Source organism: Stenotrophomonas sp. YJH_SMC_81 (assembly GCF_059370875.1).
The window spans coordinates 113,280-132,626 of sequence record NZ_JCAFUB010000001.1 but is presented as its reverse complement, the minus strand read 5'-3'; the positions used below and the strand labels follow the sequence as shown (position 1 = coordinate 132,626).

11 protein-coding genes are annotated in these 19,347 nt (G+C 65.7%); 4 read left to right on the top strand and 7 right to left on the bottom strand.

Annotated elements, in window-relative coordinates:
• The first annotated feature begins 10 nt into the window (after window positions 1–10).
• The gene (locus AC5P8U_RS00600; RefSeq protein ID WP_088496861.1) at window positions 11–691 is read left to right on the top strand and encodes a DUF2058 domain-containing protein; all 681 of its coding nucleotides are present in this window, start codon (window positions 11–13) and stop codon (window positions 689–691) included.
• Between the two features lie 48 nt (window positions 692–739).
• On the opposite strand, the gene AC5P8U_RS00595 is transcribed toward AC5P8U_RS00600, so the two are convergent.
• The 4 genes from AC5P8U_RS00595 to AC5P8U_RS00580 form a co-directional block, all read right to left on the bottom strand.
• Window positions 740–1,927: an MFS transporter gene (locus tag AC5P8U_RS00595; RefSeq protein ID WP_088496860.1), complete on the bottom strand. Its 1,188-nt coding sequence runs from the start codon at window positions 1,925–1,927 to the stop codon at window positions 740–742.
• A gap of 87 nt (window positions 1,928–2,014) precedes the next feature.
• Complete coding sequence (gene metH / locus AC5P8U_RS00590; protein ID WP_447897324.1) at window positions 2,015–4,699, bottom strand: methionine synthase; 2,685 nt, start codon at window positions 4,697–4,699, stop codon at window positions 2,015–2,017.
• Window positions 4,700–4,756: 57 nt separating this feature from the next.
• Entirely contained in the window at window positions 4,757–5,848 is a 1,092-nt protein-coding gene (locus AC5P8U_RS00585) for a homocysteine S-methyltransferase family protein (RefSeq protein ID WP_198422622.1), read from the bottom strand.
• Window positions 5,849–5,861: 13 nt separating this feature from the next.
• Window positions 5,862–6,791: an ArsR/SmtB family transcription factor gene (locus AC5P8U_RS00580; RefSeq protein WP_049412993.1), complete on the bottom strand. Its 930-nt coding sequence runs from the start codon at window positions 6,789–6,791 to the stop codon at window positions 5,862–5,864.
• Between the two features lie 153 nt (window positions 6,792–6,944).
• On the opposite strand from AC5P8U_RS00580, the gene AC5P8U_RS00575 reads away from it, so the two are divergent.
• Both AC5P8U_RS00575 and AC5P8U_RS00570 read left to right on the top strand, forming a co-directional pair.
• Window positions 6,945–8,093: an acyl-CoA dehydrogenase family protein gene (locus AC5P8U_RS00575; RefSeq protein ID WP_111201568.1), complete on the top strand. Its 1,149-nt coding sequence runs from the start codon at window positions 6,945–6,947 to the stop codon at window positions 8,091–8,093.
• Between the two features lie 235 nt (window positions 8,094–8,328).
• Complete coding sequence (locus tag AC5P8U_RS00570) at window positions 8,329–8,616, top strand: hypothetical protein (RefSeq protein ID WP_138951979.1); 288 nt, start codon at window positions 8,329–8,331, stop codon at window positions 8,614–8,616.
• 152 nt (window positions 8,617–8,768) lie between these two features.
• Here the strand turns inward: AC5P8U_RS00570 and AC5P8U_RS00565 are convergent, their stop codons facing one another.
• From AC5P8U_RS00565 to AC5P8U_RS00555, 3 genes are read right to left on the bottom strand one after another with little or no spacing between them, the layout of a single operon-like run.
• Entirely contained in the window at window positions 8,769–11,942 is a 3,174-nt protein-coding gene (locus AC5P8U_RS00565; RefSeq protein WP_005417430.1) for a multidrug efflux RND transporter permease subunit, read from the bottom strand.
• 15 nt (window positions 11,943–11,957) lie between these two features.
• On the bottom strand, window positions 11,958–13,226 hold the full coding sequence (locus AC5P8U_RS00560; RefSeq protein ID WP_447897579.1) for an efflux RND transporter periplasmic adaptor subunit: 1,269 nt from the start codon (window positions 13,224–13,226) through the stop codon (window positions 11,958–11,960).
• On the bottom strand, window positions 13,226–13,882 hold the full coding sequence (locus tag AC5P8U_RS00555) for a TetR/AcrR family transcriptional regulator (protein WP_072168157.1): 657 nt from the start codon (window positions 13,880–13,882) through the stop codon (window positions 13,226–13,228). The genes AC5P8U_RS00560 and AC5P8U_RS00555 overlap by 1 nt, the downstream gene beginning before the upstream one ends.
• A gap of 250 nt (window positions 13,883–14,132) precedes the next feature.
• On the opposite strand from AC5P8U_RS00555, the gene AC5P8U_RS00550 reads away from it, so the two are divergent.
• The gene (locus tag AC5P8U_RS00550; RefSeq protein WP_088496855.1) at window positions 14,133–19,109 is read left to right on the top strand and encodes an NAD-glutamate dehydrogenase; all 4,977 of its coding nucleotides are present in this window, start codon (window positions 14,133–14,135) and stop codon (window positions 19,107–19,109) included.
• Window positions 19,110–19,347 lie beyond the last annotated feature (238 nt).

Below are 19,347 nucleotides of genomic sequence, written 5' to 3'. Positions count from 1 at the left end.
TCCGAATCCTATGAGCGATACCCTCCGCGACCAGCTGATGGGCCTGGGCTTCAAGCCCGCGCCCAAGCCCGAGCGCAAGAATGATGGCCCCCGCCGTGACGGTCGCCCGCAGGGCAAGGGTGGCAACGGCAATGGAAAGCCGCAGGGCGCTGGCAAGGGCGAGCACAAGCCCGGCGAGCGTCGTGGGCATGGCCACGGTCGCCCGGGCAAGCCCGGCCAGTCGCGTGGCCCGGGCCAGCAGGGCCCGCGCACGCCGCGCAGCGCCGAAGAGATGGATCTGGCCAAGGCCTATGCCATCCGAGCGCAGAAGGAAAAGGAAGAGCGCATCGAGGCCGAGCGTCTGAAACAGGAAGAGGCGCGCGTACGCCGCGAGGCCAAGGCCAAGCTGGAAGAACTGCTGAAGGACAAGAGCCTGAACTCGGAAGCGGCCGACATCGCCCGCCACTTCCCGTATGGCGGCAAGATCAAGCGCATCTATGTGACCGCCGAACAGCTGACCGCGCTCAATGCCGGCGAGCTTGGAGTGGTCCAGCTCAACGGGCGCTACCTGCTGGTGACCGCTGAAGTGCTGGCACAGTCCGAGGCGGTGTTCGCCCCGTCGGTGGCGCTGAAGGTCGATCCGAATGCGCCGGCCGAGGAAGATCCGTACGCGGATCCGCAGTACCAGGTGCCGGACGACCTGGTCTGGTAACTGCATCTGCCGCATGATGAAAACGCCGGGCATTGCCCGGCGTTTTCGTTACTGGGTGCACGCAGTGCTGCGCCGCGCACGGATCAGCGGCAGGCTCAGCGCGAAAAAGCAGAGCAGGGCGCCAATCAGGGCGAAGCCGCTGCCGGCCAGGAACGCGGTGCGGCCGTCGTCGATCTTCCACAGTTGGCCGGCAATGAGCGCGCCCAGCACACCGCCGACACCGGACGAAAAGCCGTACAGCAGTCCTTGGCCGTGGCCGTTTAGACGACCGGGGAAGTAGGTCGCCAGCATCTGCATCGCTGCAGCGAAGAACGCGGCAAAGCCCAGCGCGTGCGCGGTCTGCGCCAGCAGCATCACCGGCAGGTTCTCCGGGAACAGTGCGGTCACGGCCCAGCGCAGGCAGGAACTGACCAGCGCGATCAGCAGCATCCAGCTGGCGTCGTAGCGGCGGAAGAAGCGGCCGATGGTGAAGAACACGCCCACTTCGAAGACCACGCCGATGGTCCACAGCAGGCCGAGGGTGGTGGTGCGGTAACCGTGGTGGTCCATGTAGACCGAAAAGAACGTGTAGTACGGGCCGAACGACAGCTGTTCCATGAAGGCGGCCAGGAAGAACGCCAGCACTGGCGGTCGGCGCACGATCTGCCAGAAGCCGCTGGTGTCACCCGCCGTCCTGCCGATGTCGCGCGCGTAGTGATTGCTGAAGGCCGAGGCAACCAGCAGCACGAACAGGGGCAGCATCATCCACGGCAACAATCCGGCGTGGTTGCCGGCGCCATCGCCCTCGATCAGCCAGCCGAACAGGGTGACCACGGCGATGAAACCGAGCGAGCCCCAGACCCGGATCAACCCGTAGCGATGGCTGTCGTTGCCCAGGTGGGTGAGGGTGATCGACTCGAACTGCGGCATCACCGCGTTGTAGAAGAAGCAGAACACGATCATCGCCGGGTACATCCACGGCTGCGGCAGTGGCAGCAGAAAGGCAGCGAAGCTGAGCAGGGTCAGCACGCAGCCGACGCGCAGCAGGCGGATCGGTCGCGGTGATGCGGCCGCCAGCGAGGTCCAGGTACTGGGTGCGATCACGCGGGTGGCGTACCACAGGCCCATCATCACGCTGATCGCGGTCACGCTCATCCCGCGCGCGGTCAGGAACAGGCTCCAGTACGGCGTGAACGCGCCGAGCGCCGCGTAGTAGAACAGGTAGAAACTTGAGAGGCGGGCAACGGGAACGGTCATCGCCGAATGATGAAGCAAAAAAAGGGGACGGAGGGGATCAAGTCGCTAATGCACAAACGACTTAATCCCCTCCGTCCCCTTTTTGTGTCATTCGGGGTCGTAGTCGAGGTTGGAGGCCAGCCAGCGTTCGGCCTGGGCGCGGTCCACGCCCTTGCGCCGGGCATAGTCGGTGACCTGTTCGCGGCTGAGCCGCCCGACCACGAAGTACTGGCTCTGCGGATGGCTGAAGTAGTAGCCCGAGACAGCGGCCGTGGGCAGCATCGCGAAGCTCTCGGTCAATTCCATGCCCGCGTTCTTCTCAGCCTGCAGCAGGTCGAACAGGCGGCGCTTCTCGCTGTGCTCGGGGCAGGCCGGGTAGCCCGGGGCCGGACGGATGCCGCGGTACTGCTCGTCGATCAGGGCCTCGTTGTCCAGCGTCTCGGCGCGGTCGTAGCCCCAGAATTCGGTACGCACGCGCTGGTGCAGGCGCTCGGCCAGCGCCTCGGCGAAGCGGTCGGCCAGTGCTTTCAGCAGGATCGCGTTGTAATCGTCGTGCTCGGCCTCGAAGCGCGCGACGTGGGCGTCGATGCCGATGCCGGCGGTGACCGCGAACGCGCCGATCCAGTCCTGCTTTCCGCTGTCGGCCGGGGCAATGAAATCAGCCAGGCAGAAATCCGGACGTTCGGCTGGCTTGTCCACCTGCTGGCGTAGGAAGTGCAGAGTAGTTTCGCCCTGTGCGTGCTGCACGCGGACATCGTCGCCGATGCTGTTGGCCGGCCACAGGCCGAACACGGCCTTGGCCGTCAGCCACTTCTCGCCGACGATGCGCTCGAGCATCGCACGGGCATCCTTGTACAGCTCGCTGGCCTGGGTACCGACGATCTCATCGGTGAGGATCGCCGGGAACTTGCCGGCCAGCTCCCAGGCCTGGAAGAACGGCGTCCAATCGATGTAGTCGACCAGTTCGTCCAGCGGATAGTCGTCGAACACGTGCAGGCCGGGCTGATTCGGTGCCGGTGGCGTGTAACTGTCCCAGCCGCCCTGGAATTTCTGCGCGCGCGCATGTTCCAGTGTGACCAGGCGCTTGGCGTCGCCCCGGTTGCGGTGGCGCGCGCGGATTTCGGCATAGTCGGCTTCGTTGGCGGCAACGAAGGCCTCGCGCAGATCACGCGAGATCAGCGACTGCGCCACGCCAACTGCGCGCGATGCATCCTTCACCCACACCGTCGGCGCCTTGTAGTGCGGGTCGATCTTCAGCGCGGTATGCGCACGCGAAGTGGTCGCGCCCCCGATCAGCAGCGGCAGGTCGAAGCCCTGGCGCTCCATCTCGCGGGCGACGTGGCTCATCTCCTCCAGGGACGGGGTGATCAGCCCGGACAGGCCGATCAGGTCGGCGTTGTGCTCGCGGGCGGCATCGAGGATCATCTGCGCCGGCACCATCACGCCGAGGTCGACCACGTCGAAGTTGTTGCAGGCCAGTACGACGCCGACGATGTTCTTGCCGATGTCATGCACATCGCCCTTCACCGTGGCCATGATGATCTTGCCGTTGCTCTTGGCGGTGTCACCGCTGCGCGCTTTTTCCGCTTCGATGTAAGGCAGCAGGTAGGCCACGGCCTTCTTCATCACGCGCGCGGATTTCACCACCTGTGGCAGGAACATCTTGCCGGCGCCGAACAGGTCGCCGACGATGTTCATGCCGTCCATAAGCGGTCCTTCGATCACGTCCAGCGGGCGGCTGGAGGCCTGCCGGGCCAGTTCGGTGTCTTCCTCGACGAAGGCATCCAGGCCGTGTACCAGGGCATGCGCCAATCGCTGTGCCACCGGCTTTTCGCGCCAGGCCAGGTCTTCGGTCTTCGCCGCGCCCTTCCTGCCCTTGTAGCGCTCGGCGATCTCCAGCAGGCGCTCGGTGGCATCGCTTCGGCGGTTGAGGATCACGTCCTCGACACGCTCGCGCAGGTCCGGCTCCAGTTCGTCGTAGATCGGCATCGCGCCGGCGTTGACGATGCCCATGTCCATGCCGGCGGCGATCGCGTGGTACAGGAACACCGAATGGATGGCCTGGCGCACGGTTTCGTTGCCGCGGAACGAAAACGAGACGTTGGAGACGCCGCCGGAGACATGGCAGTGCGGCAGGGTCTGCTTGATGATGCGGGTGGCTTCGATGAAGTCCACCGCGTAGTTGTCGTGCTCTTCGATGCCCGTAGCGACGGCGAAGATGTTCGGGTCGAAGATGATGTCCTGCGGCGGGAAGCCGATCTCGTCGACCAGGATGCGGTAGGCGCGTGTGCAGATCTCGACCTTGCGCGCACAGGTGTCTGCCTGCCCGGCCTCGTCGAACGCCATCACTACTGCCGCGGCGCCATAGCGCAGCACCTTGCGCGCGTGCTCGCGGAACAGCGCTTCGCCTTCCTTCAGCGAGATCGAGTTGACCACGCTCTTGCCCTGCAGGCATTTCAGGCCGGCCTCGATCACGCTCCACTTGGAGGAGTCGACCATCACCGGGATGCGCGCGATGTCCGGCTCGGACATGATCAGGTTGAGGTAGCGCGTCATCGCCGCTTCCGAATCGATCAGGCCCTCGTCCATGTTGACGTCGAGGATCTGGGCGCCGCTGGCCACCTGCTGGCGGGCCACGTCCACCGCCTCCTCGTAGCGGCCTTCCTTGATCAGCTTGCGGAACTGCGCGCTGCCGGTGACGTTGGTGCGTTCGCCGACATTGATGAACAGCAGGTCCGGGGTGATGACCAGAGGTTCCAGGCCGGACAGGCAGGTAGGGCGGACAGGCGTCATGGCAGGCGTCGGCTCAACAGCAGTAGGGCGGGAAGTGCGGGACGGTGGCGGCAACGTTCATGCGGCCTGCTCCCGGGTGCCGGGCAGTGCGCGCGGCGGCAGTCCGGCCACGGCATTGGCAATCGCACGGATATGCTCGGGGGTGGAGCCACAGCAGCCGCCGACCAGGTTCAACAGGCCATCCTCGGCGAAGCCGCGCAGCGTGGTGGCCATCTCTTCAGGAGTTTCGTCGTACTCGCCGAACGCGTTGGGCAGGCCGGCGTTGGGGTGGGCGCTGACATAGCAGTCGGCGACCTGCGAGAGGGTTTCCACATGCGGGCGCATCGCATCGGCGCCCAGCGCGCAGTTCAAGCCGATTGACAACGGTCGGGCGTGGGCGAGCGATGCGTGGAAGGCCTCGGCGGTCTGCCCGGACAGGGTGCGACCGGAAGCGTCGGTGATGGTGCCGGAGATCATCACCGGCAGCCGCCCGCCGCGCGCATCGAACGCTTCCTCCAGCGCATACAGCGCGGCCTTGGCGTTGAGCGTGTCGAAGATGGTCTCGACCATCAGGGTATCGGCGCCGCCGTCGATCAGGCCCTCGATGGCTTCGCGGTAGGTGTCGCGCAGCTCGTCGAAGCTGGTATTGCGGAAGCCGGGATCGTTGACGTCGGGGCTGATCGACGCGGTGCGGCTGGTCGGGCCGATCACCCCGATCACGAAGCGCGGCTTGCCCGGTGTGGTTGCGGCCACTGCATCACAGCACGTGCGCGCGACCGCAGCGCCGGCCTTGTTCAACTCGTACACCAGGTGCTCGAGGTGGTAGTCGGCCTGGCTGACCGAGGTTGCATTGAAGGTGTTGGTTTCGATCAGGTCCGCACCGGCCTCGAGGTAGGCGGTGTGGATGTCGGCGACGATCTGCGGCCGGGTCAGCAGCAGCAGATCGTTGTTGCCCTTCAGGTCATGGCCTTCCGGTGTGGCGTGATCGCAGCCGGAGCCATGCAGATGGTCATAGCCACCGGCGAAGCGTTCGCCACGGTAATCGTCTTCCTGCAAGCCGTGGCGCTGGATCATCGTGCCCATCGCACCATCGATGATCAGGATCCGCTCGCGCAGGGCGTCGAGCAGGGCGTTGGCACGATCAGGATGCAACCAGGGCAGGGCGGGCATGGCGGTCTCGGGCTCAGGGCTTGTTGGCGATCAGCGAAATCACTTCGAAGTGCGGCGGCCGTTTCTCGCGGGTGACCGTCTCCAGGCTGGACACCTGCAGGCCGGCCTTGTCGACGAACCTGCGCAGCTCCTTGTCGCTGAAGCCGAGGTTGACGTGGCCATAGGCCTCCACCGCTGCCTTGTGCTCGTGGCGGGCCAGGCTGCACAGCAGCAGGCGGCCGCCCGGGCGCAGTACGCGTGCAGCTTCGGTCACCGCCTGCGCCGGTTTGCTGGCGTAGGTGAGCGCATGCATCAGCACGACCAGGTCGAAGCTGGCATCCTTGAACGGCAGGGCATGCATGTCGCCCTCGCGCACTTCCACATTGGGCAGCCGCCGCAGGCGCTCGCTGGCGGCGGCGACCACGCGCGCGCTGGTATCGATGCAGATGTAGCGCTTGGAATGCGGGGCAACCAGTTCGGCCAGCACGCCATCACCAGAGGCGATATCCAGCACGTCGCCGGTCTCAAGCAGCGGCAGCGCGGTGCGGGCCAGCGCCTCCCAGGTACGGCCCGGCGAGTAGTGGCGTTCCATGTCGCCGGCCACGCTGTCGGCCCAGTTCTGGTCGGAGGCGCGGTGGGCCAGCACGGCGGCCACGCGTTCAGCGTCCTGGCGCAGCAGCGGATCATCGCTTCCGTTGCTCAAGGCATGCCACAATGCACGCTGCGCCGGGTCCAGCTGGGCCTCGTCGAAGCGGTAATAGGCCGACACGCCGGCACGGCGGTCGCGGACCAGCCCGGCTTCCTTCAGGCGTGCCAGGTGGGTGGACACGCGTGGCTGCGCCAGCCGGGTGATCGCCGACAGTTCGGCCACGGTCAGTTCCTCCTGCTCCAGCAGCGCCAGCAGGCGCACGCGAGTGGCATCGGCGAACACCTTCAGGCGGGTCGACCAGTCTTCCAGATCCATAAACATCTACCTATCGCGATATAGAGATATATTCGCTGAAGGGGCCTGGCGCGGTCAAGTCGCCAGCGTACGGAAACTGCCGGGCCCCGGTACAATCGCAGCACCTTGGCGCGCCGTATGCGGCCCATAACTTCATGTACCCGGGAGGGTGTTGTGGATTTCAGCTTTACCGAAGAGCAGTTGATGCTGCAGGACGTTGCGCGGCGCATCGCGCAGGAAAAGATCGGCCCCAGTGCGGAGCACCATGACCGCACCGGCGAGTTCCCGCTGGACAACATCCGCCTGCTGGGCGAGAACGGCCTGATGGGCATTGAAGTGCCGACCGAATACGGCGGTGCGGGCATGGACCCGGTTGCGTACGTGCTGGCGATGGTGGAGGTCGCCGCCGCCGACGCAGCCCATTCGACCATCATGTCGGTCAACAATTCGCTGTTCTGCAACGGCATCCTGACCCACGGTACCGAGCAGCAGAAGCAGACCTACGTACGTGCCATCGCCGAAGGCACGGCCATCGGCGCGTTCGCGCTGACCGAGCCGCAGTCCGGTTCCGATGCCACCGCCATGCGCTGCCGCGCGGTGAAGCAGGCCGACGGCACCTTCGTCATCAATGGCAAGAAGAGCTGGATCACCTCCGGTCCGGTGGCCAAGTACATCGTGCTGTTCGCGATGAGCGAGCCGGACAAGGGCGCGCGCGGCATCACCGCCTTCATCATCGATACCGACAAGGCCGGTTTCGGTCGTGGCAAGACCGAGCCCAAGCTGGGCATCCGCGCCTCGGCCACCTGCGAGATCGAGTTCAACGATTACGTGGCGCAGGCCGAAGACGTGCTGGGCCAGGAAGGTGAGGGCTTCAAGATCGCCATGAGCGTGCTCGATGCCGGTCGCATCGGCATCGCTTCGCAGGCCGTCGGCATCGCCCGAGCCGCCTATGAAGCGACGATTGAATACGTCAAGGAGCGCAAGGCATTCGGCGCGGCCATCGGTACCTTCCAGATGACCCAGGCCAAGATTGCCGACATGAAGTGCAAGCTGGACGCAGCGCTGCTGCTGACCCTGCGCGCGGCGTGGGTGAAGGGCCAAGGCAAGCGCTTCAGCAATGAGGCTGCCATCGCCAAGCTGACCGCCTCTGAGGCGGCGATGTGGATTACCCACCAGGCCGTGCAGATCCACGGCGGCATGGGGTATTCCAAGGAAATGCCGCTGGAGCGCTACTTCCGTGATGCCAAGATCACCGAGATCTACGAAGGTACTTCGGAGATCCAGCGCCTGGTGATCGCCCGCAACGAAACCGGGCTGCGCTGAGTCGCATGGCCGCGCCGCCGCAATGGCGGCGCGGCGGTAGGTAGGCCCACGCCACGCGTGGATGCGCTGTTCTCTGGCCGTCTGTAGAGCCGAGCCCATGCTCGGCTCCGGTACAAGCAGCCGAGCATGGGCTCGGCTCTACAGAGCGGCAACCTGCGCATCGCCATGCATTTCATTCTGCGGCGCCCTTAAAGCCCCGCTACAATGCAGGCCGTTTTTTTCATGGGTCTGCACGATGATCTATCGCGGTTGGGGAATCATGACGCTGGTGACGCCGATTGCAGCGATCCTGCTGCTGGCGTACTTCTTTCCGCATGACGGCCCCAGGGGCAGTATCCCGCTGTCACAGGTTCTGTTGGGCGCAGGCCTCGGCGCGGCGGTGAACGTGGTGCTGGGCCTGTGGCTCAACCGTGCGCCGCGGCAGAAGGGGGAGGCCGCGCCCCACCATTTCTTCTTCGTACCCATGCAGTGGGCCTCGCTGATTCTGGTGGCGGTGTGCGCGGTGGTTGCGCTGCTGCGCTGAGGCGTTGCCCGAACAGCGCCAACCCAGGTTGGCGGCTACCGGCAATGCCGTTGTTCCGGCAGATGCCAACCTGGATTGGCATGAATTCAATTGTGGCAATAAAAAGGCCCCGGATCGCTCCGGGGCCTTTTCGTTTTCAGCGCAGCACCGGATCAACGATCCGGACGATGTGCGGCATCCGCATCGCGCTGGCGTTCCATGAACTCCTTGGACGGTTCGTCCAGCTTGTCGCCCAGCATGCGGCGCACGACCACGAAGAACACCGGGATCATCAGCAGGCCGAGCAGGGTGGCGAACAGCATGCCGCCGATCACGCCGGTACCGATGGCGTGGCGGGAGTTGGCGCCGGCACCGGTGGAGATCGCCATCGGGATCACGCCCATGATGAACGCGAACGACGTCATCAGGATCGGGCGGAACCGCAGGCGCGCCGCTTCGATGGTGGCATCACGCAGGTTCTTGCCTGCTGCGCGCTGCTCCACCGCGAACTCCACGATCAGGATCGCGTTCTTCGCCGCCAGGCCGATCACGGTGATCAGGCCGATCTTGAAGAACAGATCGTTGGGCAGGCCGCGCAGCATCGACAGGCCGAGGGCACCCAGCACGCCCAGCGGCACCACCAGCAGCACCGCCACCGGGATCGACCAGCTTTCATACAGCGCGGCAAGGCACAGGAACACCACCACGATGGACAGCACCAGCAGCAGGGTCGCAGCGTTGCCGGCCAGGATTTCCTGGTAGGACATGCCCGACCAGTCGTAGCCGAAGCCGGCCGGCAGGTCGTCGTTGACGATGCCTTCCATGGTCTGCATCGCCTCACCCGAGCTGGTGCCCGGTGCCTGCGAACCGACGATGTTGATCGCCGAGTAGCCGTTGTAGCGGCTCAGCGACGGCGGCGCCGACACCCATTCGGACTTGACCACCGTGTTCAACGGGATCATCGCGTTGGTGCCATCGGCGTTCTGGGTCAGGCTGGACGGGCTGTAGAAGCTCTTCAGCGATTCCTGGCCAGTGCGGTACGGACCATCGGCCTGCATGGTCACGCGCTTGATGCGGCCTTCGTAGAAGAAGTCGTTGACGTACACCGGGGCCAGCATCAGCTGGATGGTGCTGTACACGTCCGACACCGACATGCCCATCGACTGCGCCTGCACGCGGTCCACGTGCAGCTGCAGCTGCGGCGCGTTTTCCAGGCCGTTGGGGCGCACGCCGACCAGGTGGTCCGGCTTCTGCGCGGCCTGGCCGAGCAGGATGTTGCGGGCCTGGGTCAACTGTTCGTAGCCGGCACCGCTACGGTCCTGCAGCCACATGTCAAAGCCACCGAACTGGCCGAGGCCCTGCACGGTGGGCAGGTTGACCACGAAGATCTGCGCTTCCTTGATGCCGTAGAACGCGCCGTTCATGTTCTGGATGAACTCGGGCGCGGTGAACTTGCGTTCCTCCCACGGCTTCAGGCGGATGAAGCCCATGCCCACGTTCTCGCCGGAACCGACGAAGCTGAAGCCGGCCACCTGCAGCATGCCTTCATAGCCATCCTGCTTTTCCAGGATGCCACGCATCTGCGCGAACACTTCGTTGGTCTGGCCCTTGGTCGAGCCCGGCGGCAGCTGCACGATCGCCAGCGCATAGCCCTGGTCTTCTTCCGGCAGGAAGCTGCCCGGCATGCGGGTGAACAGGAAGCCGCACAGCGCGGTCAGCACCACGAACAGGATCATCCAGCGCGGCGCATGGCGCACCGCCGAGGTGATGTGCCCCACGTAGGTGTGGCTGATCTTGTCGTAGTACTTGTTGAAGGTGCGGTAGACGATGTTCGGGTTGTCGTTGTGCGTCGGCTTGAGGAACGTCGCGCACAGCGCCGGGGTGAAGCCCAGGGCCAGGAACGCCGAGAATGCCATCGAGATGGCGATGGTCAGCGCGAACTGCTTGTAGATCTCACCGGCGGCACCGCCCTGCAGGGCGGAGGGGATGAACACCGCGGCCAGCACGACGGTGATCGCCACCACCGCACCGGTGATCTGGGTCATCGCCTTCTGCGTGGCCGGCTTCGGCGCCAGGCCCTCCTCGGTCATGATGCGTTCGACGTTCTCGATCACCACGATCGCGTCGTCGACCACGATGCCGATCGCCAGCACCATCGCGAACAGCGTCAGCTGGTTGATCGTGAAGCCGATCATCCACATGCCCAGGAAGGTACCGAGCAGGGCGACCGGGATCACCAGGGTCGGGATCAGGGTGGCACGGAAGTTCTGCAGGAAGATCAGCATCACCAGGAACACCAGCAAGACCGCTTCAAACAGGGTCTTGACCACTTCCTGGATCGAGATCTTGACGAAGGTGGTGCTGTCGTACGGCGAGAACCAGGTGACCCCGGCCGGGAAGCTGGGCTGCAGCTCGTCCATCTTGGCGCGCACCGCTTCGGCCACGTTCAGGGCGTTGGCGCCCGGCAGCAGCTGGATGGCGAAGGCACCGGTCGGCTTGCCGTTGTACTGGGTGTCGAAACCGTAGTTGTTGGCACCGAAGGCGACGCGGGCGATGTCCTTCAACAGCACGCGCGAGCCATCAGCGTTGGCGCGCAGGATGATGTTCTCGAATTCCTGCGGCGAGCTGAAGCGGCCTTCGGCCGAGACCGTGGCGGTGAAGTGCTGGCCTTCCGGCGACGGGTCCGAACCCAGCGCACCGGCGGCGAACTGCACGTTCTGCGCGCGCACCGCGGCCAGTACCTGGCTGGCCGACAGGCCATAGCCCTGCATCTTCTCCGGGTTCAGCCAGATGTTCATGGCGTACTCGGAACCGAACTGCTGGGTGCTGCCGACGCCGGGGATGCGCGAGACCTGGTCGAGCACGCGCGAGCCGACGATGTCGTTCAGGGCGTCACGGTTAATGGTCGGGGTATCGGACTGCAGCGCCACCACCATCAGGAAGCCGGCGTTGGCCTTGGCCACCACCACGCCCTGCTGGGTCACTTCCGAAGGCAGGCGTGGCGTGGCCAGCGAGACCTTGTTCTGCACCTGCACCTGGGCGATGTCCGGATCGGTACCGGTCTCGAAGGTCAGGGTGATCTGCGCACGGCCGTTGGAGGCGGACGAGGAGCTGAAGTACAGCAGGTGATCGATGCCGGTCAGCTGCTGCTCGATCACCTGGGTGACGGACTTTTCCGTGGTATCGGCGCTGGCGCCCGGGTAGGTCGCCGAGACGGTGACCTGCGGCGGGGCGATGTTGGGATAGGACTCCACGCCCAGGTTGAGGATCGCGATCACGCCGCTGAGCGAGATCAGGATCGCAACCACCCAGGCGAAGACTGGATGTTCGATGAAAAATTTAGGCATGACGGAAGGTTCCCGTTACTGCTTGTTCGAATCGGTGGCGGCCGGCTTGGCCGCATCGGCCTGCTCGGGCTTGGCCGCGTCGGCCGGTGCCTTGCCTGCAGCCGGTGCAGCGCCCGCCGCTGCGGCGCCGCCTGCGGCCGGCTTGCCGTTGGCGTCCTGGCCCGGGGTCCACGGCTTGGCCACCGCCGGTGCACCTTCCTTGACCTTCTGCACGCCGGCCACGATCACCTTGTCACCGGCGGCCAGGCCGTCGCTGACCAGCCAGTTGCCGCCCTGCGCGCCATCGGTCTTCACGTTCTTGCGCACGACCTTGCCGTCGGCGCCGATCACCATCACGTAGCCGCCGGTGGTATCGCGCAGCAGGGCCTGCTGCGGCACCAGGAAGGCGTTGTTGCGCTCGCCCAGGTTGGCCTGGAAGCTGACGAACGCGCCCGGCAGCAGGATCTGCTGCGGGTTCGGCAGCAGCGCGCGCAACGACACGGCGCCGGTGGCCGGGTCGACCGTGGTCGAGGAGAAGTCCAGCGTGCCCGGCTCACCATAGGTGGTGCCGTCGGCCAGCTTGACGTTGACCGTGGCCTTGCCGTCGCCGGACAGCGCCAGCGCACCCTTGGCCTGCTGCGCGCGCAGCTGGGTCAGCTCGTCCACGCTCAACGAGAAGTTGACGTACAGCGGGTCGAGCTGGTCGACGGTGGTCAGCAGGGTCACATCGCCCTGGCCCACCAGCGCACCCTCGGTGACCTGCTGCTTGTTGGCCACGCCACTGATCGGCGCGGTCACTTCGGCATAGCCCAGGTTGATCCGCGAGGAGGTCACTGCCGCTTCGGCCTGCTTGACCGCGGCCAGCGCGGTGCGCTCGGCCGATTCGGCGTTGTCCAGGTCGGACTTGGAGACGAACTGCTGCGGGGCCAGCGAGCGTGCGCGATCGGCGGCGACCTTGGCGTTGGCGTAGGTCGCGCGGGCCGAGGCCAGCTGGGCCTCGGAGGCGTTGAGCGAGGCACGCAGCGGCGCCGGGTCGATCAGGAACAGGGTCTGGCCCTGCTTGACCTGCGAGCCTTCCTGGTAGACCCGCTTGAGCAGCACGCCGGGCACGCGTGCGCGGACGTCGGCGCTGCGGAACGGCGACAGGCGGCCGACCAGCTCGCGCTGCAGCGGCAGGGTCTGCGGCTTGGCGTCGATCACGCCCACCTCCGGCGGCGGGGGCGTCTGCTGTTCCGGCTTCTTGCAGGCAGCCAGCGCGACAGCAACGGCGCACGTCAAGGCAAGGGTGCGGAGTGGGGCGGTCATCAGGAGGAACTCCGGGGTTGGTTTGTAGACGGGGCCGGCGACGGCTGAGGCGCGAAGGCGCGCAGGAAGCTGTCGACGGAGAACTCTGCCCAGCGCCGACGCAAGAGCGCGTCATCACGGTGGGGGGTATGGAAGCGCTGTTTGTCGAAATCCTGACCGGCGATCATGCTCAGCAGCAGTTCGGCCATGAAGTGCGGGTCGTCATGCCGGAGCTGGCCCTGCATGCAAACGGTTTCAATCCATTCAGCAAGATGAAGCGCCAGTGCGCCGGCGCCATGCCGGTACAGGGTACGCGCCTCTTCGGGAAACTGGGCCGCGTCGGCGGCGATCAGCCGGCAGGCCTGGCCCACGTGCGGTTGGTTGAAGTGCTCCAGGAAGTCGGTGGCGAACTGGAGCAGGCTGGCACGCAGGTCGTCAGTACGGAGTGCACGAACCATGGCGCCGGTAGCGTGGCCGACGTGGCGCTGCATTACCCGGCGCAGCAGTTGCTGCTTGCTGCCGTAGCGCGAGTAGAGGGTCTGCTTGGAACAGCCGGCATGCTGGGCCACCGCGTCCATGCTCATCTGCATGCCCTGCTGGGCCAGCAGTTCGCGCACGGCATCGAACACGCGCTCATCGCGTGCGTCGAGGGCAACGGGAAGGTAGGCCGGGTTCACGCGGTGGACTATACCGTCCAGTTCAGGATTGTGGAATCGAATCGGTGTCGCCGCGTGTGTCTTCCGGTAACACGCTTTGCCGATCCTGTCGGCAGTGCTCAAGCAGGCGCCCGCTCCATACCGGAGCGAACTGAATAGGCGTCTAAACCGCAGCAAACCCGGATCTGCTTATTCCGTCCTGCAGCAAGGCCTTTTCGTGCGGTAGGGCTACAATTTCATTTTCCCAACTGAGCAAGCGCATCGCTCTGCCATGAAACCGCAAAAAACCGCAGCCAAGACCGTGAAAAACAAGACGAAACCAGCAGAGTCGGAGGTCGCAGTGACCGCTGGTTTCTCCCTGGAGCCGGTGTACACGGCCTTGCGCAAGCGCTACCCCGCGGCCGCACAGGCCGAAGCAGTGGCCTTCGCCACTGACTTCTACAAGCGCATGGAGTCGGACGAGTTCCCGCACCACAGCGCTGAAGAGTGGGCCGCTCTCGCGGCTGAGACGCTGGAATTCGCCCGGGCCCGCAAGGCTGGCAAGGCCAACGTCCGCGTGTTCAATCCGACCGCGAAGGCCAACGGTTGGGAATCGCCGCATACCGTGCTGCAGATCGTCAACGACGACATGCCGTTCCTGGTCGATACCGTCACCATGTCGCTGGCCGAGCAGGGCGTGGGCGTCCACGTGCTGGGCCACCCGGTACTGCGTTTCACCCGCGACAAGGCCGGCAAGCTGGTCAAGGTCGGCGAAGGTGATGCCGAGTCGGTGATGCTGCTGGAAATCGACCGCCAGCCGGCCGATGCGATGGCTGCCATCGAGCAGGCCATCAACAAGGCGCTGGATGAAGTGCGTGCGATCGTGCGCGACTGGCAGCCGATGAAGGACAAGGCGCTGGCGCTGGCCGACGACCTGGGCAGCCGCCAGCTGCCGGTCGACGACGCGTCGCGCAAGGAAGCACAGGAGTTCCTGCGCTGGGCCGCTGACAACCACTTCACCTTCTTCGGCTACCGCGAGTACCGCGTCGAGAAGCAGGGCAAGGAAGAGGTGCTGGCGCCGCTGAACGACACCGGCCTGGGCCTGATGCGTGGCAAGGACAAGTCCGCCGCCCGTCCGGTCAAGACGCTGGCCGCGCAGGGCCTGAACACCACGTCCGGTTTGAAGGATGCGCTGATCCTGACCAAGACCAATGCCCGTTCGCGCGTGCACCGCGCCGGCTACATGGACTACATCGGCGTGCTGGAGTTCGACGCCAAGGGCAAGATCATCGGCGAGCAGCGTTTCCTCGGGCTGTTCACCTCCAGCGCCTACAACCGTCGCCCGTGGGAAATCCCGCTGGTGCGCCAGCGCCACGAGCACGTGATGAAGCAGTCCGGGCTGGCCCCCGCCAGCCACAGTGGCAAGGCCCTGCGCCATATCCTGGAAACCCTGCCGCGCGAAGAACTGTTCCAGTCCAGCGAGGACGAACTGTTCCGCACCGCGATGGGCGTGCTGGGCCTGCAGGAACGCGTGCGCAGCCGCCTGTTCCTGCGCCGCGACAAGTACAGCCGTTTCATCTCCGCGCTGGTCTACCTGCCGCGCGAGCGCTTCAACACCGACGTGCGCCTGCGCATCGAAGCAATGCTCAAGGACGCGCTGCACGGCGAGTTCGTCGACAGCTCGGTGGTGCTGGGCGAATCGCCGCTGGCGCAGGTGCACCTGATCGTGCGCCCGAAGCCGGGTGAAATGCTCGACGTTGATACCGCCGAACTGGAGCAGAAGCTGGCCCAGGTGCTGCGTAACTGGCAGGACGACCTGCGCGAAGCGCTGGTGAGCCGCCACGGCGAGACCGAAGGCCTGCGCATCGCCGCCCGCATCGGCAAGGCGCTGCCGGCCGGCTACATCGAAGACAACAGCACCGCCGTTGCCGCCAACGATGTCAGCCAGCTCGACGCGCTGACCGGCCCGGACGACCTGCGCCTGAGCCTGCAGGCCGTGCCGCGCGAAAGCGGCGATGGCCTGCGCCTGAAGCTGTATCGCCAGCTGGATGACATCCCGCTGTCGGACGCGCTGCCGATGATGGAAAACATGGGCCTGCGCGTGATCGCCGAACGTCCGTACCGCCTGTCGGTCGACAACGCGCCGGTGTACGTGCAGGACTTCGAGGTCGAGTCGACCGCTGGCGCGATCGATGCCGCCAGTGTCGATGAAGCCTTCGGCGAGACCTTCGCCCGCGTCTGGCACGGCGACGCCGAGAACGACGGCTTCAACCGCCTGGTGCTGGCAGCTGGCCTGCACTGGCGCCAGGTCGCCATGCTGCGTGGCTACTGCAAGTACCTGCTGCAGACCGGCGTGCCGTTCTCGCAGGCCTACGTGGAAGGCACCTTCGCGCGTTACCCGCTGCTGGCCCGCCTGCTGGTCGAACTGTTCGAGGCCCGCTTCGATCCGGCCACCGGCCATGAGAGCAAGGACGACATCTCGGCCGGCCAGGCCCAGCTGAAGGCCCACTTCGATGTGCTGGCCGCTGGCGACGACGCCACCCTGAAGGTGCTCAAGAGCGTGGTCGATGCCCGCAAGGGTGACCGCGACGCGCAGATGCAGGCCGCGCGCGATGCGCTGCTGAAGCTGATGGATCGCGTGTCCAGCCTGGACGAGGACCGCATCCTGCGCTCGTTCATGGGCGTGATCGACGCGACCCTGCGTACCAGCTACTACCAGACCGATGCCAACGGCCAGCACGGCCATGTCATCAGCTTCAAGTTCGATTCGGCGCTGGTGCCGGACCTGCCGAAGCCGCGCCCGTACCGCGAGATCTTCGTGTACGGCCCGCGCGTGGAAGGTACCCACCTGCGCTTCGGCGCGGTTGCGCGTGGCGGCCTGCGCTGGTCGGACCGTCGCGAAGACTTCCGTACCGAAGTGCTGGGCCTGGTCAAGGCACAGATGGTCAAGAACACCGTCATCGTGCCGGTCGGCGCGAAGGGTGGCTTCTTCGCCAAGACCCCGCCGGTGAACGGCGATCGCGACGCGATCTTCGCCAATGGCGTGGCCTGCTACAAGCTGTTCATCCAGGGCCTGCTGGACATCACCGACAACATCGTCAACAACAAGATCGTGCCGCCGGTGGATGTCGTGCGCCACGACATGGACGATCCGTACCTGGTGGTGGCCGCCGACAAGGGCACCGCGACCTTCTCCGACATCGCCAACGGCCTGGCCATCGCGCACGGCTTCTGGATGGGCGATGCGTTCGCCTCCGGTGGTTCGGTCGGCTACGACCACAAGGGCATGGGCATCACCGCGCGCGGTGCGTGGGAGTCGGTCAAGCGCCACTTCCGTGCGCTGGGCCGTGACAGCCAGAGCCAGGACTTCACTGCGGTCGGCGTCGGCGACATGTCCGGCGACGTGTTCGGCAATGGCATGCTGCTGTCGCGCCATATCCGCCTGGTCGCTGCGTTCGACCACCGCCACATCTTCCTGGACCCGAATCCGGATGCGGCCACGTCGTTCATCGAGCGTGAGCGCCTGTTCACCCTGCCGCGTTCGAGCTGGGCGGACTACGACACCAAGCTGATCAGCAAGGGCGGCGGCGTGTATCCGCGCAGCCTGAAGTCGATCGAGATCACCCCGCAGGTGCGTGAGGCGCTGGGTCTGGACGAGAACGTCAAGGCGCTGTCGCCGAACGATCTGATGAGCGCGATCCTGAAGGCACCGGTCGACCTGCTGTGGAACGGCGGCATCGGTACCTACGTCAAGGCTGCCAGCGAGCAGCACAGTGATGTCGGCGACCGCGCCAACAACGCACTGCGTGTGAACGGTGGCGAGCTGCGCTGCAAGGTGGTGGGCGAGGGCGGCAACCTGGGCATGACCCAGCTGGGCCGCATCGAAGCTGCCCAGGCCGGCGTGCTGCTCAACACCGACTTCATCGACAACTCGGCCGGTGTCGACACCTCCGACCATGAAGTCAACATCAAGATCCTGCTCAACGATGTGGTGCGGGCCAAGAAGCTGACCGTCGAGCAGCGCAACAAGCTGCTGGCCTCGATGACCGATGAAGTCGCCGAGCTGGTGCTCAACGACAACTATCGCCAGAACCAGGCACTGAGCCTGATGGAGCGGATGGCAGTCAAGCGCCTGGGGTCCAAGCAGCACTTCATCCGCACCCTGGAACAGCAGGGCCTGCTCGACCGCCAGATCGAGTTCCTGCCGTCCGATGCCGAGCTCTCGCAGCGCAAGGCACGCGGCCAGGGCCTGACCCGTCCGGAGCTGTCGGTGCTGCTGTCCTATTCCAAGCTGGTGGCGTTCAACCAGCTTCTGGATTCGGACATCCCGGAAGATCCGTACCTGTCCAAGGAACTGCAGCGCTACTTCCCGACCCCGCTGCAGAAGAAGTACGCCGACGCGATGGAGCGTCACCGCCTGAAGCGCGAAATCATCGCCACGGCCGTGACCAACCAGACCATCAACCGCATGGGCGCCACCTTCCTGATGCGCATGCAGGAAGACACCGGCCGTTCCATCGCCGAGGTCGCCAAGGCCTACACCATCAGTCGCGAAACGCTGGATGCGCGCGCGTTGTGGGCACAGATCGATGCCCTCGACGGCAAGGTGCCGGAGTCGGTGCAGATCGACGCCCTGGAAGTGATCTGGAAGCTGCAGCGCTCGTTCGTGCGTTGGCTGCTGTCGCGCCCGGGCGCGATGCCGGGCATCACCGAAGCGGTCAACCGCTACCAGGGACCGTTCAACGACATCCGCGTCGCTTCGGGCGTGCTGCCGGATTCGCAGCGTCCGACCTACGAAGCCCTGGTGGCCGAGTGGAAGGAAAAGGGCCTGCCGTCTGCACTGGCACAACAGCTGGCCGAACTGCACTTCCTGGAACCGGCGTTCGACATCATCGAACTGGCCCGCACCCGCAAGCTGAAGCCGGTGGACGTGTCCAAGGTCCACTTCCGCCTGGGCGATGCCCTGCAGCTGCCGTGGCTGTTCGAGCAGGTCGACGCGCTGGAAGTCAACGGTCGTTGGCACGCGGTGGCGCGTGGCGTGCTGCGTGATGAGCTTGCAGCCAACCACCGCAACCTGGCCGGGCAGGTGCTGGGCACCAAGGGCAGCAGTGCCGAGGCCAAGGTCGCTGCCTGGATGGGCCGCGACGACAACAGCCTGCGCTTCACCCTGGCGATGCTGGCCGAACTGGCCGAGCAGAAGACCCTGGACTACCCGACCGTCTCGGTCGCGGTGCAGCGCCTGGGCCAGCTGGCCGCGCATGGTGCGTAAGCGCATTCGCGCTGACGCCCCACGGATTGCTCTGCAAACCGTGGGCCCCATGCCAACCATGCTCCCAGACCCCCGCGCCGTTGGCGCGCCCCCCCTGACTCAGGGGGGCTCCTGATCTGCAGCAGTTGGAGGAACGGCCCCGCGAAAGCGGGTCCGTTCTGCATTGTCTGGTAGTGCCGGCCGCTGGCCGGCAACCTCATGAATCGCAACCGGGTGCAGCAGCCGGCCAGCGGCCGGC